This is a genomic window from Pantoea sp. EA-12 (assembly GCF_030053355.1).
Lineage (GTDB): Bacteria > Pseudomonadota > Gammaproteobacteria > Enterobacterales > Enterobacteriaceae > Pantoea > Pantoea vagans_C.
In genome coordinates this window covers 96,899-110,807 of sequence record NZ_JASGBY010000010.1, presented here as the reverse complement: position 1 = coordinate 110,807, position 13,909 = coordinate 96,899, and the positions used below count along the sequence as shown (strand labels likewise).

At 51.7% G+C, this 13,909-nt stretch carries 13 protein-coding genes; 2 read left to right on the top strand and 11 right to left on the bottom strand.

Features of this window, described 5'->3' with window-relative positions; genetic code table 11:
• Window positions 1–102 precede the first annotated feature (102 nt).
• Window positions 103–1,533, top strand: coding sequence for a purine-cytosine permease family protein (locus QMZ30_RS16150; protein WP_283228155.1), 1,431 nt, complete (start codon window positions 103–105; stop codon window positions 1,531–1,533).
• Window positions 1,534–1,570: 37 nt separating this feature from the next.
• Here the strand turns inward: QMZ30_RS16150 and QMZ30_RS16145 are convergent, their stop codons facing one another.
• The 4 genes from QMZ30_RS16145 to QMZ30_RS16130 form a co-directional block, all read right to left on the bottom strand.
• Complete coding sequence (locus QMZ30_RS16145) at window positions 1,571–2,122, bottom strand: YbhB/YbcL family Raf kinase inhibitor-like protein (protein ID WP_283228224.1); 552 nt, start codon at window positions 2,120–2,122, stop codon at window positions 1,571–1,573.
• A 77-nt stretch (window positions 2,123–2,199) separates the two neighbouring features.
• On the bottom strand, window positions 2,200–4,299 hold the full coding sequence (locus QMZ30_RS16140; RefSeq protein ID WP_283228154.1) for an FUSC family protein: 2,100 nt from the start codon (window positions 4,297–4,299) through the stop codon (window positions 2,200–2,202).
• Window positions 4,300–4,649: 350 nt separating this feature from the next.
• Window positions 4,650–5,765, bottom strand: a complete 1,116-nt coding sequence (locus QMZ30_RS16135; protein ID WP_283228153.1) for a lactonase family protein — start codon at window positions 5,763–5,765, stop codon at window positions 4,650–4,652.
• A 248-nt stretch (window positions 5,766–6,013) separates the two neighbouring features.
• The gene (locus QMZ30_RS16130) at window positions 6,014–6,253 is read right to left on the bottom strand and encodes a helix-turn-helix domain-containing protein (RefSeq protein WP_283228223.1); all 240 of its coding nucleotides are present in this window, start codon (window positions 6,251–6,253) and stop codon (window positions 6,014–6,016) included.
• 139 nt (window positions 6,254–6,392) lie between these two features.
• On the opposite strand from QMZ30_RS16130, the gene curA reads away from it, so the two are divergent.
• Window positions 6,393–7,424, top strand: coding sequence for an NADPH-dependent curcumin/dihydrocurcumin reductase (curA, locus tag QMZ30_RS16125; protein ID WP_283228152.1), 1,032 nt, complete (start codon window positions 6,393–6,395; stop codon window positions 7,422–7,424).
• Between the two features lie 50 nt (window positions 7,425–7,474).
• On the opposite strand, the gene QMZ30_RS16120 is transcribed toward curA, so the two are convergent.
• The 7 genes from QMZ30_RS16120 to QMZ30_RS16090 all read right to left on the bottom strand — a co-directional run bounded on the left by QMZ30_RS16120 (window position 7,475) and on the right by QMZ30_RS16090 (window position 13,849).
• Window positions 7,475–7,624 (bottom strand): hypothetical protein, encoded by a 150-nt coding sequence (locus QMZ30_RS16120; protein WP_283228151.1) that lies wholly within the window; start codon window positions 7,622–7,624, stop codon window positions 7,475–7,477.
• Between the two features lie 110 nt (window positions 7,625–7,734).
• Window positions 7,735–8,616: a 23S rRNA pseudouridine(2604) synthase RluF gene (gene rluF, locus QMZ30_RS16115; protein ID WP_283228150.1), complete on the bottom strand. Its 882-nt coding sequence runs from the start codon at window positions 8,614–8,616 to the stop codon at window positions 7,735–7,737.
• 169 nt (window positions 8,617–8,785) lie between these two features.
• The gene (locus QMZ30_RS16110) at window positions 8,786–9,691 is read right to left on the bottom strand and encodes a metallophosphoesterase (protein WP_283228149.1); all 906 of its coding nucleotides are present in this window, start codon (window positions 9,689–9,691) and stop codon (window positions 8,786–8,788) included.
• Window positions 9,692–9,703: 12 nt separating this feature from the next.
• The gene (locus tag QMZ30_RS16105) at window positions 9,704–10,522 is read right to left on the bottom strand and encodes a carbohydrate ABC transporter permease (RefSeq protein ID WP_283228148.1); all 819 of its coding nucleotides are present in this window, start codon (window positions 10,520–10,522) and stop codon (window positions 9,704–9,706) included.
• Window positions 10,519–11,430, bottom strand: coding sequence for a carbohydrate ABC transporter permease (locus QMZ30_RS16100; protein WP_283228147.1), 912 nt, complete (start codon window positions 11,428–11,430; stop codon window positions 10,519–10,521). Before QMZ30_RS16100 ends, QMZ30_RS16105 begins: the two co-directional genes overlap by 4 nt.
• 10 nt (window positions 11,431–11,440) lie before the next feature.
• Window positions 11,441–12,718, bottom strand: a complete 1,278-nt coding sequence (locus tag QMZ30_RS16095) for an ABC transporter substrate-binding protein (RefSeq protein ID WP_283228146.1) — start codon at window positions 12,716–12,718, stop codon at window positions 11,441–11,443.
• 27 nt (window positions 12,719–12,745) lie between these two features.
• Window positions 12,746–13,849 carry an ABC transporter ATP-binding protein gene (locus QMZ30_RS16090; RefSeq protein ID WP_283228145.1) on the bottom strand — a complete coding sequence of 368 codons (1,104 nt, stop codon included), beginning with the start codon at window positions 13,847–13,849 and terminating at the stop codon, window positions 12,746–12,748.
• Window positions 13,850–13,909 lie beyond the last annotated feature (60 nt).

Below are 13,909 nucleotides of genomic sequence, written 5' to 3'. Positions count from 1 at the left end.
GCATGACAATATCGGTACATGTATATACATGTATCTTCAATTGCATTCACACCACACTAACAATAAAGCCCCTGTCGTGTTCATTGTTTCAGCGAGGAAACCATGTCAACCGAATCACCTGCAGCAGATTACACAGGCACTGACAAACAACGCCTGACAGAAACCCGTTCGATCGATTACATCCCGTTGCACGAACGTCATGGCCACCCTTTCAGCCAGTTCACACTCTGGTTTGGTGGTAACTTACAAATCACCGCCATCGTCACCGGTGCGCTGGCCGTGGTGCTGGGCGGCGATGTGGTGTGGTCGCTAATAGGTTTGCTGGTTGGGCAGATCGTTGGTGCAGCCATCATGTCATTGCACGCCGTTCAAGGCCCACGCCTCGGTTTACCGCAAATGATCACCAGCCGCATGCAGTTTGGCGTGTTTGGCGCAGTGATTCCGTTGGTCCTGGTGTGCATTATGTATGTGGGCTTTTCCGCTAGCGGAACCGTGTTAGCTGGGCAAGCATTAGCGAAGCTGATCAACGTCAGCAATGCGGCTGGCATGATCCTGTTTAGCGCCATTATCGTCGTGATTGCGGTGCTGGGTTATCGCGTAATTCACAAGCTGGGGAAAGTGGCCAGTGTGATTGGGGTGCTGGCTTTTGCCTACCTGTTTATCACCCTGCTTTCTTCGCATGATTTGTCAGCGGTGTGGCAGAATCAGCACTTCACCCTCGCCAATTTCCTGCTGGCCGTTTCGCTGTCATCCTCCTGGCAAATCGCCTTCTGCCCTTATGTCTCTGACTATTCGCGCTACCTTCCGGCCGATGTCTCAGCCAGGAAGCTGTTTAGCTCCGTGTTCTTGGGCACCGTATTGGGTACTCAGGCGTCCATGAGTTTGGGCGTGATTGTTGCCGCGATTGCCGGGAAGGCGTTTTCAGGTAACGAAGTGGGCTACATTGTCGGCTTGGGGAGTACGGCCACCATGGCGATGGTAATTTATTTCGCCATTTGCTTTGGCAAAATCACCTTTACCACGCTTAACGCTTACGGAAGTTTCATGTCACTCACCACCATTGTTTCTGGCTTCCGCCAGCAAACCTCGCTCAGCCGGGGGAGCCGCATACTGTTTGTGGTGCTGATGGTGACGGTGGCTTGCATCATCGCGCTGATCAGTGAACCGGCGTTCCTGAAATCCTTCACGCATTTCCTGTTGTTCCTGCTCGCTTTCTTCGTGCCATGGAGCGCGATTAGCCTGACCGATTTCTATCTCATCACCAAAGGCAAGGTCGATGTCCCCGCGTTGTCACAGCCCAATGGCCGTTACGGCCGCTGGAACTGGACGGGTATCGCGATTTACTTCCTGGGCGTGCTGGTGCAATTGCCTTTTATCGACAACCCCTTGCACCATGGTTCGTTAACCTGGATTTTTGCTGGCAATGATGTGTCGTGGATTATCGGTTGGTTTGTAACAGCACTGCTGTGGCTGGCGGCGAGTCGCTGGGACCGTCGTGGGAAATTAGTACGTTCAATCTACCCGTTTGAGTGACATTGTCACGGCCGCCCAATGTGGCGGCCGTTCTGCATTACTTATCGTTGGTAAACTTGCCAACCAGCGTTGCTCCACCTAATGCATGCCCCTTCAATTTCGCTATCAGCTCATCATGCGTCAGGCCAGCCGGTAACTGATTGACGGGCAAATCGGTCGCAACCAGCACAAAGTTGTAGTTATGCATACCGCTCCCTTCCGGTGGGCAAGGTCCATAATAGCTTGTGGTGCCGGGTGAGTTTTTACCTCCGGTATAACCCACTCCTTTGCTCAATTCACCTTGCGCAAACTGACTGCGATCGGCCGCAATGTTATAGGCTACCATGTGCGTCACCCCCAACCCTTTACCGCCTACCGGGTCCGTGAGCATCAGAGCAAAACTGCGGGTTCCCGTCGGCACATTTGACCAACTCAATGCCGGAGACACATTGTCGCCGGTGCAGGATGGATTGTTTTTGTTGTTGCCCGCGAAGGTCTTATTTAGCACCGCACTGTCATTAAAATCTGACGATTGCAGTGTAAACACCGGGGCAGCCAGCACGGCTCCCGGTAGTAGCGCCAACAATAAAATCGGTTTCAACCTAACCATCATTCACTCCTGTTGATGAAAAAATCAGTCACGGGAACAAGTATATAGCCTGGTTGTGTCGCTGCTGCGTTTATCGCTTAGTAGGCGCGCTGGCGATAGTCCTGCAGTTGCATCATCTCGATTTGGCGTGGCGTTGCCACCGGCCACGGCTGTTGCGGGAACAGATAAAGCCGGATGCTGAACAGATGGAAAAGTGGCGTCAGCAAGCTGTCATCGCGTTTCGCCAGCCTCTCCAGCAATAACAGTAGAAGATCCAATTCATCCAGCAGATCCTGGTGCGGCGGGGTTTGCAAAGATTTGAGACGACGTTTAAGAAACAGTGCCAGCTCATGAAACATCTGGCCACTGTCCAACTGGTATTTAGCCAACAGATCTTTATGGCGTGCGTAATAATCGAAACTGTTTACCCCCAACCAAACCTCGGTGAGTAACATGCCAGCAGTTGACATGTCGGGCTGCGGATCGAGTCGCAGGCGTGGTAGAACCACATTGACCTTGTCCAACATCAGGCTGATAAATCGTTGCCGTCCAAGCAGCGACGAACCATTACGTTCCAGCTCTTTAATGAAACGCAGCAGCTCGCGTAATCCCTGACGCACTGCACGTCGCGCCGTCCAGGACGGCCGTTTGTTACGCATTAGTACCGTGACAATGACAGCGAACAGTACGCCTGTTAAAGAAGCGATGGCATTGTTGACCAACAGAACCAAGTCAGGCTTAAGATGATGCCCTAAACCGATAAAGCCGGGGATTTGAATTGCCACGCTAATCCCAATCATGTTGGTTGAGGGGCGCGCAATCATCAGCCCTAACACTAATAATCCCGGCGCGAGACAAATGATCAATGCTTCAAACGAGGTCGCCTGCGGTATCAATAACGCCACGTAAATTACGCTGATAAAAATGGCGACGATGACACCCCGCACAAATAACTTCATCGAGGTTAGCGGAGTGTCCATGCTGGCGAACAGCGAACTTAAGATCGCTGCCATCACCGGTGCGGAAGCACCATCATGCCAACCCGTGCCGATCCACAGCAGGCATGATCCAAAGATGGCGCAAAAAGCCGTTAATGCAGACAGCCGTATCAGCCCTTTATCATAGAAGCGATGGGTTCGCTTGCCGCGAGCTGGCGTGGTATCTCCTGAGAGATCGCTGACTAGCCCGCCAACACTTTGATAAGCACCGGCAATGCGCACGAAATCGGCCATGCGCTCCAGTAGCCCGGTTAACAGCATGCAGTGTTCAATCGGCAATTCACCGTTGCGCCAGGCGGCGTTGATATCACTCTGGCAACGGCTGAGTTCCAGTTGAATACCGTTGGTTTCGCCCACCGCTTCACCATCGTTGAGCCAATGCAAAAACAGCCTGAAAGCCACGGCTACGTTGTCTGGGAACGCAATCTGCTGCGCCGACAACCGCTGCAGGCGCATTTCAATCGCCGTCAGGGTTGGGATCAAATAGGACAGATGCTGATACTGCACGCTAACAAGACGGATCAATCGCCTTGCTGCATCACCTTCATACACACAGTGGGTGATCAGCATTTCCACCTGCTGGGGATTAGTGGCCATGCGCGTCAGAATCTCATCGCGCTCTGGTGATTTATCGCTGGGAATTCCTGAGAACAGGTCGTTGCAGAGCTTGCGCGCATTGAGATACCACTGGCTGACGCTCTGCTCCAGCAAACTGCGCATCGAGACCGGGAACAGTAAGGCATGTACCAGGCTGCTGCACAGCGTACCCACGGCAATCTCTTCGATACGGGATAACACGGTATTAGTGATCGCCATCGGCGTCATGACTTCAGGAAAACCCATGATGGCGGCACTGTAGCCGGCCAGCATAAAGACATAGCTTTTGGGCGTGCGGTCATGCAACGACAAATAGAGACAGACACTCACCCACAGCGAAATACACAGGCTAAACAGCAGCGGATGTTCAACGGTGAGCGGGAACACAAAGAAGACAAATACACCACCCAGCAAGGTGCCAAGCATACGGAACAACGATTTAGAAATCGTCGACGCCGAGTAGAGTTGGGAGGCAATAAATACGGTGGTAATCGCCCAAGCTGGTTTATCCAGATTGAGTTCCAGTGAAAGATACAGTGCCAGAAAGGCAGCCAGACAGGTTTTTACAGCAAAAAAAACGGCGTTTTTTGAAAACCACGGCATGACAGTATTGAGACCAAACCAGCTTAAGTGCGGCGTATCCTGACAGAATAATATTTCTGCTCACGGCGATAAATATGTCAAATTATTACATCATCGAAAATGGTGTTTTAACCTTGCAATCGATATCAGGATAATTATTAAGGTTTACTTATGTTCTTCAATCTAAAAAACACTAATTATTGGAAAATCCGCTGATTTATATAGGCTTTTTAGTTCTGACTGTTATCAGAGCCATAAATGTGTTCTGGATCACACTTTTAAAAATAACCCTAGCAATAACAACGGCTCCATAAAAACATTTCGCGCAATCTGGCACGGTTTGCTGCGCCAGATCATCGCGGAATCGCCATTCAGTCACTGACTACTGTCACCCAGTTCGCATCGCCGCCTGCCGGTGCTTCACCAACGCGTTTTAGCGCCCCGCTTTCGGCATCGATGGCGTAACTGCCGGTCACCTGACTTTTCTCACCGCTGGCAACAAGCCAACGCCCATCCTGGGTAATCGCAAAGCTACGTGGCTGTTTTTCTACTGGCCAACTGCCAATCAGCGTGAGTTTTCCATCCGCGCTATTCACTCGATACCCGGTTAAGGTGCTACTGGTACGTTCGCTGACATAGAGAAAACGCCCGTTGGGAGTGAGATGAATATCCGCCGACCAAATACGTGGCTTGGTGTCACTGTATCCAGCTGGACGTTCGCGACCGTGTTGCAATTTATACTCTGCGGCCACAGCATTAGGTGTTTCACCGACTTTCGACAGCTCACCCTGCTCATTACGGCGGAACTGCGTGATGATGCCGCCCATTTCACCCACGTTATAGAGGTATCGTTGGTCCGGTGATAGCACCGAGTGACGTGGGCCGTTTTCTGCTTCAGTTTTGACGTAACCATTAGCCAGCGCGCTGAGTTCACCCTCGGCACTCAGTTTTAACTGCAGCACGCGATCGGTACCGAGATTGCCGACATAAGCGGTTTGCCCGGCATCATCAACAATCACGGAATGCGCTGCATGGCCCGTTTTATAACTGCCCACCGGTGGCGCAATGACCTTGCCATCTTTTGCCAGGCGATAGACATGCACTACATCGCCGTCATAAGAGGCACCGAGTAAAAAACGCCCTTGTTTGTCGGTGCTGATATAGGGATAGCTGGCTGCAGCAGCCACTTCGCCGGTTTTACTGAGATCGCCCGTTACGTGATCGATGTGCCAGCTCACCAGTTTTAACGGCTTACTGCGAATAGCGGCGTATAAATGCTGCTGGTCAGCGCTGAGCGCCATCGGCATGACTTTGCCCCCTGCTGGCGTACGACCAAGCAGCTGCAGTGCGCCAGTTTGTTCATTCAAGTCATAACGCGCGATAGTGCCGTCATCCGCTTCTGAAACATAGACAAAGGTTTTAGCCAGCAATGGTGTGCTGAGCGTCATCGCCGCCAATATAGTCGCGGCCTGTAAAGCTTTCTTCATTTCATCCTCTCCACGCACCGGTATTGGCACCGCAATAGGTATAGTCAGCTGATTTAAAAGCCGTTATGTGAGATTGCCTGAGACCGGCTGTGCGCTTGTACAAGCCTTGAAGTTATTCAATGAGTTATGAAATTTGGCGTAGAGAAGTTTAGTGTGGGTTTGTGCGCTGGCTCACTGGGAAGAATGATGTTTCCCAGTGTGTTCAGAGTAAGGAATCTGTCTTGCGTTTTTTTGGGCGTTTTACATCATCAGTCATCGCTAAACAACGCCTCTAGTTCATCTAACTGCGGAATGCCCGCTGACTGCACGGTAAGCTTTAACCCAAGTGTATTGAGGTATAAGGTCAATACTTTCAAAGATCCTGAGTAAAGGCCATTTTCTATCTGAGAGATAACCGTTCGGTGTATCCCCGCATAGGCTCCAGCTGTGGCTTGTGTCCAGCCGTTGGCCTTTCGCTTCTCTTGGCACTTCTTCCCGATTTCACGCATACCTGGCAACATAGGCCCTCAAATGTTGTTATATAGCAACATAAAGCCAATAATGAACCTTTTGTTATTATATGGCAACATTACGATCTGACTTTGCATCAACTACACTTGCCTTATCGAACACTACAATGAGGTTTACATGCCACAACCAACACAGGTCAGTCACGCTTGGCTACTCGCCTCACGCCCTCACGGCGAACCGACAAAAGAGAATTTCAGGCTAGTTGAACAGCCCATCCCTGCCTTAAAACAGGGTGAGATGCTGCTGCGTACCACGTATTTGTCACTTGACCCTTACATGCGTGGACGCATGGATGACAGCAAGTCTTATGCGGCTCCGGCGCAACTCGACCAACCTATGGTGGGCGGCACAGTGTCTCAGGTGACGGAATCACTGCATCCTGATTTCAACGTTGGCGATTGGGTCGTGGCAGGCAGCGGCTGGCAGAGTTATGCCGTGTCCGATGGCAGTGGCGTGAGCAAAATCGGCGACCTTCCCCATCCTTCCTGGGCGTTAGGGATTCTGGGTATGCCCGGATTTACCGCGTATATGGGGCTAATGGACATTGGACAACCCAAAGCCGGTGAAACATTGGTGGTGGCGGCGGCAACCGGACCCGTTGGCGCCACCGTTGGACAGCTTGGGAAATTAAAAGGCTGCCATGTAGTGGGTGTGGCGGGTGGTGAAGAGAAGTGCCGCTACGCAATTGAAACCCTCGGTTTCTCGGCCTGCCTTGATCATTATCGAGATGATTTCGCTGAGCAGTTGGCAGCTGCTTGTCCTGATGGCATCGATATCTATTTTGAAAACGTTGGCGGTAAAGTGTTTGATGCGGTCTTCCCGTTACTTAATACCGCTGCGCGCGTACCAGTTTGTGGGCTGGTTTCGACTTACAACACTCGTAACGCTCCGACGGAAGGCCCCGATCGCACCCCACAGATCCTCGGCAGCATATTAAAACGCCGCATCCGCCTGCAGGGATTCATCATTTTTCAGGATTACGGTGATCGATATCCGGAATTTCTACAGGCGATGACGCCTTTAGTTGAGCAGAAAAAAATTCACTATCGCGAACACATGATTGAAGGCCTGGAGAATGCGCCGCAGGCGTTTTTCGATATGCTGAAAGGTAAGAACTTCGGCAAAACGGTGATCAAGGTTGCCGGTTAGCAGCGATGAAAGCCAGTTGATCCTGAAGCAACAACTGGCTTAATCGACATTCACTGTTGTTTGGTCTGTGGCATCAGCAGTTCAGATAAGATTTTAATGCGCTGCTGGGTGGAGAGCCAAAACAGGCGTGGAACCCAAGCGGGCCGTGGTTGAACCGCGTAGAGGCATTGCATTTCTTTTAACCATTGTGCGTTATTCATTGTTTCCTCCTTTGTTATGAAAAGTATGGAGGCATAAACCCGGAACAAATAGTGAGGTGTTTATAATTACTGTTCCGGGTTTATGTATTCAATCAAATAACACTGAGAAACTAGCGCCCTTTCTTTTTACGACCAGGTTGGGTGAAGCGCTGACGTCCAGCAGGCTTGCCCGCCGCTTTCTCGCTCTGTTTAGGTCCGTTAGAGGCCGGTTTCTTCGCCGCCGTGGACGGTTTCTTCTTGGCCTGACTTTTCTGTGTTTTTTGATCTTCTGAAGAGGAGTCTTCAATCAGCTTAAATAAGTCAATCAGCTCATCATCAGTAAGATCGCGCCACTCACCCAGCGGAATCCCCTTGAGGCTGACGTTCATGATGCGCGTGCGCTCAAGTTTGGTCACTTCAAAACCAAAATGCTTGGTCATACGGCGTATCTGGCGATTTAAACCCTGTACCAAAATAATGCGGAACACAAAGGTCGACTCTTTCTTCACTTTGCATTTTTTGGTCACCGTACCCAGCATCGGCACACCGGCTGCCATCCCGGCGATAAATTCATCGGTGATAGGTTTATCAACCGTGACCACGTACTCTTTTTCGTGATTATTGCCCGCACGCAGGATTTTATTGACCAAATCACCGTGGTTGGTCAGGAAAATCAGGCCCTGCGAATCTTTGTCCAGGCGCCCAATCGGGAACACGCGTTTACTGTGGTTAACGAAATCACCAATATTATCGCGCTCGCCTTCTTCCATGGTGGTAATAATGCCCACCGGTTTGTTAAGCGCGATCAGTACCAGGTCTTCTTCGTTGCGCGGTTCGATCAACTGCCCGTTAACCTTCACCTCATCCCCGGCGAACACCTGCGCACCCACGGTGGCGCGTTTACCGTTAATAAAAACGTTGCCTTGTTCGATGTAGCGATCGGCGTCACGGCGTGAGCAGATTCCGCTCTCGCTGATATATTTGTTCAGGCGCGTGGATGAGTTGGGCAGCATGGATCCTCCGAAAAAAAACGGACTATACAGCAACCTTAGACGTTGTGTAAGCCACTGTTAACCATCAGCGCATTGATGAGGATGATTTGCAGCAGTTATTGCAGCGAGCAGAAGAGATCGCCAGACGCCGGCAGCAGCAAGGTGAATAATTGTAGGGGCCGGGCGCGCATCACGCCCGGCTGATTTCACCCCCAAATCCGCTAATACTTACCCGTTCTTCGCTTATTTCCACAACGGCAAACGGGACGTTGCTGGGGTCATCCAGCATCCCTTTCATGGTATAAAAGCCTGTCTTACCGATACGAGCAACGTTGCCGCGATGGTCATGGCCAGAGAAGCAGAAACGTATGTTGTAACTAGTCAGAAGTTCCACCAGCACACTGCTGTTCATCAGGGTATGTTTCGTCAGTGGCGCCAGCGGATAGTGGCCAAATACCCCAACATTTTCGCCCTGCAACTGCGCTTCAATGAGCTGCTGCTCAATCCACGTTAATTGCTGCTGCCCTACAGCACCATTCCACGGCTGGGCCTGCGGTTGTCGTTGCGACTGTAACTCAGCCAGCAAGGTCTCGGCTTGATAATAATCATCGCCATTCAACGCATTGCAGTAGAGACTGACATCATTTCCGTCATAAACAATAAAACGCCACCCGCTGAAGCGAAATGCGTAATAGCTTTTCGGCAAGGCCGCACGAGTGCGAAGATGCTGCGCAATGGTCTGAGCATCATGATTACCCAACACCACCGCGTGCGGGTGCTCCAGCCGATCGTACAGCGGCAAAATAGCGCTATAGCTCTCCCAACCGCGGTCCACGATATCCCCCAACGTGACGACAAAATCCAGAGGCTGTTGATTCAGTGCCGCTATCGCTTGCGGCAGCTTTTGCAGCGCGTGCCGATAGTAAAGATTTTTGGCGATATTCGGGGCCACATCGGCATACTGCGGATCGGCAATCAGGCCAAAGCGCAGCGTGCTGTTTAATGGATTAGCTCGCAAATCAGGCATGGCATAGAGTTCGGCAACATCACCCAACAGTTCGCGCTGTAATGAGGTTAATGGATGCGGATTTGTCACGGAAAGCACTCCTTAGCGAATACCGGCACGCATAAATGACTGAATAAATTGACGCTGAAAAATCAGGAACAGCACCAGCAATGGCAAGCTGGTCATCAGCGTCGCCGCACCAATTAGCGCCCACTGCACGCCCTGCTCCGGCGCGGAAAATAACTGTAATCCCACGGTCAGTGGTCGCACATTAACCGAGTCGGTAATCACTAACGGCCACAGGAAATCATTCCAGTGGAAACTGATCGACACCAGAGCAAAGGCGATATAAATAGGCTTTGCCAACGGCATATAGATTGTACGCAGAATATAAAAGCGACTCGCCCCCTCCACTATCGCCGCCTCTTCCAGCACCAGCGGGATGCCTTTGAACGTCTGACGCAGCAGAAAAATAGCAAAAGCAGAGGCAAAATACGGGAGAGCAATGCCGGTTAGCGTATCGCGTAAACCCAGCGCGCCGATGGTTTTGTAGTTATTCAGAATCAATACATCGGGGCTGATCATGAGTTGCAGCAAAATCAGCGCGAAGATAAAACCTGAGAGCTTCATTTTGAAGCGCACCAGTGCGTATGCCGCCATGGTTGCCAGAATCAGTTGCACCACCACAATCATCATTACCAGCAGCGTGGTATTGAGGAAGTAGCGCGCAAAAGGTGCGGCATGCCACGCATTGATAAAGTTATCAAATGTCAGAGGGGATAATAGCGAGAAACTGGCCTGTTCCGAGGCGGGATGAATTGCCACCCATAATGCCACCAGTATCGGCAGAAACCACAGTAGCGCGGCCAGCCAAATGACCAGGTTCAAACACTTGCCACCCAACGAATCTGTCTTCTTCATTGATAGTGAGCTCGCTTGTCCAGCAGGTTAAATTTAATCAGCGCAATCGCCGCCAGAATCACCAGTAGCACTACAGTCATCGCAGCAGCGGCTGGCATATCCCAGAAGCTGAACGCGGTGCGATAGATATAGAACAGCAGCAAACTACTGCTGTTGTTAGGCCCGCCGTTGGTCATCGCAATGACCTGATCAACAATGCGGAAGGCATTCATCGATGCATTGATCAACACAAACAGCGTGGTGGGCATCAGCAGTGGCCACTGCACGCGTCGGAAAAAATACCCGCGCGACGCCCCTTCAATCTCTGCGGCTTCACTGAGACGCGGATCGATCTGCTGCAGTGCGGCAAGATAAAAGATCATAAAGAATCCCGCCTCACGCCACACCGACACTGCCATCAAGCAATATAGAGATGTACCAGGTTCACCAAGCCAGTTCACCGCAGGCAACGAAAACAGCGCCAGCAACTTATTGAGTAATCCTAACTGAGGTGTATAGAAAAACAGCCACAGATTCGCGATGGCAATCATGGGCAGCAGCGAAGGAATAAAGAACGCAGCACGCACCAGTGAGTTGCCCGCCAGCCGCCGATTCACCGCCAGCGCCATCAGCAAGGCAAGAATGACGGCCAGAGGAATGGTGATCAGCGCATACAGCAGATTGTTCCACAGTGACTGGATGAAAATATCGTCATCCAGCAAGGCCAGGTAATTATCCAGCCCGACAAAATGGGCTGGATGGTTACTCCGCGAAGCACTGAACAGACTCTCCCAAACGGTTGCTACCGCTGGATAGTGAGTGAACAGCAGCAAAAAACACAGCGCCGGTAGAATTAACAGATATCCATAAAGTTGCATCGACCATAAACGCGGGCGATGCAGCGGCGTACTGGTGAGAGTCGTGCTCATAGCGCTTCCGTTACTGATACGATTTTAACAGGCGATCGGCTTGCTTCTGCGCACCTTCCAGCGCTTCAGCAGGGGTTTTGGCCTGCGTCACTGCGGCTTCTACTGCGTGATTGAGTGCATCCTGAATCTGCACGCTGTTATAAGTAGAGAGTTCTGGCTGGGCATATTTCAACTGTTCACGTGCTACCAGTGCCTGAGGTACCTGTTTTACGTAATCCTTCATCACAGCGGTGTCCCATGCAGCTGGAGACGTTGCGACGTAACCTGTTGCGATACTCCAACGTGCAGCCTGTTCAGGCGACGTCACCCAACGGATAAACGCCATCGCTGCTTTTTGCTGCTCAGGTGAACCATTTTTGAAGACGTAAAGGTTGCCACCCCCGGTTGGGCTGCCGCGCTGGGTTTTCTCTGGCAGCATTGCCACGCCAAACGGGAATTTAGCGTTATCACGCACGTTGGTCAGATTGCCAGTAGTCGTCACCATCATGGCGGTTTTCCCGCTGATGAAATCCTGCGGCGTTGTGCCCCAGGCGATTGCGCCTTTCGGCGAGACTTCTTCTTTCTGACCCAGGTCGGTCAGCCACTGCAGGGTCTCAATGTTGCCTGGCGTATTGAAATTGACCGCAGTGCCCTTGCCATTATCCAGGCGACCGCCATTGGTGGCAGACAATCCCTGGAAGGTCCAGTAACCAATTGGCGTTGAGGGGATTTCGATGCCCCACTGACTCACATCATTGCCATTTTTGATGGTCAGCTTCTTACCAAAATCGACCACTTGCTGCCAGTTGGCAGGCGGAGTGTCAGTATTCAGACCGGCTTTCTCAAACGCCTGCTTGTTCCAGAACATCACGATAGTCGATCGCTGGAATGGCACGCCCCAGACCTTGCCGTCAATATGACGCAGGAAAGCCGGATAGAAACCTTCGATCCACTTTTTACCCTCATCACCGGTGGCCAGATCGCTGGCGGCAACAATCGCGCCCGCATCGATCAGCGAATAGGCTTCGATGTCACCGATCACCGCCAGTTGTGGCGCATTACCGCCACGGAAGGCGGTCAGTGCTTTGGTGACTGTCGTCGAGTAGTCACCGGTGTATACCGGTTGAATGCTCACTTCCGGATGCACTTTTTCGAAATCAGCTACCAGCGCGTCAACGGTATGGCTGACTTTGCCACCCACCGCGATCGGATAGTACATCTGCAGTTTGACAGGATCGGCCGCAAAGGCCGAGGCAGTGACGCAAAGTAATACAGCAGAGGCCAGACGTGAGTAACGGATCGCAGACATGATTTTCCCTTGGGCGAAAAACAACGGTTAAACAGCGTATTTATTCTGTGAAGCAAACATGTGTTGTTCAGCGGAGGTGCTGCGTTTGCCACTGGTGGTTGAAAAAAGGTATTGGCGGGCGGCAGACCACTGCAATCCCACCTGACTGCCCTCGTCATAGCGCTGCATACCGGGCACTTTGACGGTGACCACTTCGCTCAATCCAGCCAGTTGGCAGGCCAGTAAGGTGTCAGCCCCCATATATTCGTAACTGACAACGCGCGCAGTCAGTGCCGCACTGGCGGGAGAAATAAGCTGGATATCTTCGGCACGCAGTCCGAGGCTCAGCGCGACCACATCGCAATGCTCCACCACCGGAGTCTGTAAATGGCTGAGATAGTGATGCTCACCTTTCGCATGCAGCGGCAGGATGTTCATCGGTGGCGCGCCAATAAATTGTGCCGCAAAGATGCTGGCAGGATGGTTATAGAGATCGTTCGGTGTGCCGTGCTGTTCAATCTGGCCATCATTGAGCAAGATGATGCTGTCAGCCATGCTCATCGCTTCTGTCTGGTCATGCGTGACATACAGCATGGTGAGTCCCAGCTTCTTCTGTAACGCACGGATTTCACGACGCATGCTTTGGCGCAGCTTGGCATCAAGATTGGACAGCGGTTCGTCCATCAGACACAGATTGTTATTGGCGATCACCGCCCTACCCAACGCCACGCGTTGCTGCTGCCCGCCGGAGAGTTGCGAGGGCAAGCGTTCGAGCAGTTTATCCAGTTCCATCAACTTGCTGACATCATCAAGCCGCGAGGCGAAAGTCTGCTTATCTTCGCCGCGCGCTTTCAAACCAAACAGCAGGTTCTCCCGCACGTTGAGGTGCGGAAACAGCGCATAGGATTGAAACACCATTGAGAGCTTGCGCTGTGAGGGTGGCAAATGAGTGATGTCGCTGTGTTTAAAATGGATCTGACCGCTGTCTGCGGTTTCCAGTCCCGCGATGGTGCGAAGCAGTGTCGATTTACCACAACCAGAGGGGCCAAGAAGCGCGACAAAGCTGCCTTCTGCAGCGTCAAAACTGATGTTGTCCAGGGCAATTTTTTCACCCCAGGCTTTAGTGATGTGATGAAGAGAAAGATGGCTCATGCATCCGCAGTCCTGAAAACAGAATGGCGGTAAGCTAGCGTAGGGAAATGAAGGATTTAT

What these genes read in the sequence shown, in the direction of transcription:
- QMZ30_RS16090 (WP_283228145.1), bottom strand. Translation starts at nt 13,849, where the DNA reads ATGAGCCATCTTTCTCTTCATCACATCACTAAAGCCTGGGGTGAAAAA.
- rluF (WP_283228150.1), bottom strand. Translation starts at nt 8,616, where the DNA reads ATGCTGCCCAACTCATCCACGCGCCTGAACAAATATATCAGCGAGAGC.
- QMZ30_RS16095 (WP_283228146.1), bottom strand. Translation starts at nt 12,718, where the DNA reads ATGTCTGCGATCCGTTACTCACGTCTGGCCTCTGCTGTATTACTTTGC.
- QMZ30_RS16145 (WP_283228224.1), bottom strand. Translation starts at nt 2,122, where the DNA reads ATGGTTAGGTTGAAACCGATTTTATTGTTGGCGCTACTACCGGGAGCC.
- QMZ30_RS16140 (WP_283228154.1), bottom strand. Translation starts at nt 4,299, where the DNA reads ATGCCGTGGTTTTCAAAAAACGCCGTTTTTTTTGCTGTAAAAACCTGT.
- QMZ30_RS16120 (WP_283228151.1), bottom strand. Translation starts at nt 7,624, where the DNA reads ATGAATAACGCACAATGGTTAAAAGAAATGCAATGCCTCTACGCGGTT.
- QMZ30_RS16135 (WP_283228153.1), bottom strand. Translation starts at nt 5,765, where the DNA reads ATGAAGAAAGCTTTACAGGCCGCGACTATATTGGCGGCGATGACGCTC.
- QMZ30_RS16105 (WP_283228148.1), bottom strand. Translation starts at nt 10,522, where the DNA reads ATGAAGAAGACAGATTCGTTGGGTGGCAAGTGTTTGAACCTGGTCATT.
- QMZ30_RS16100 (WP_283228147.1), bottom strand. Translation starts at nt 11,430, where the DNA reads ATGAGCACGACTCTCACCAGTACGCCGCTGCATCGCCCGCGTTTATGG.
- QMZ30_RS16150 (WP_283228155.1), top strand. Translation starts at nt 103, where the DNA reads ATGTCAACCGAATCACCTGCAGCAGATTACACAGGCACTGACAAACAA.
- QMZ30_RS16130 (WP_283228223.1), bottom strand. Translation starts at nt 6,253, where the DNA reads ATGCGTGAAATCGGGAAGAAGTGCCAAGAGAAGCGAAAGGCCAACGGC.
- curA (WP_283228152.1), top strand. Translation starts at nt 6,393, where the DNA reads ATGCCACAACCAACACAGGTCAGTCACGCTTGGCTACTCGCCTCACGC.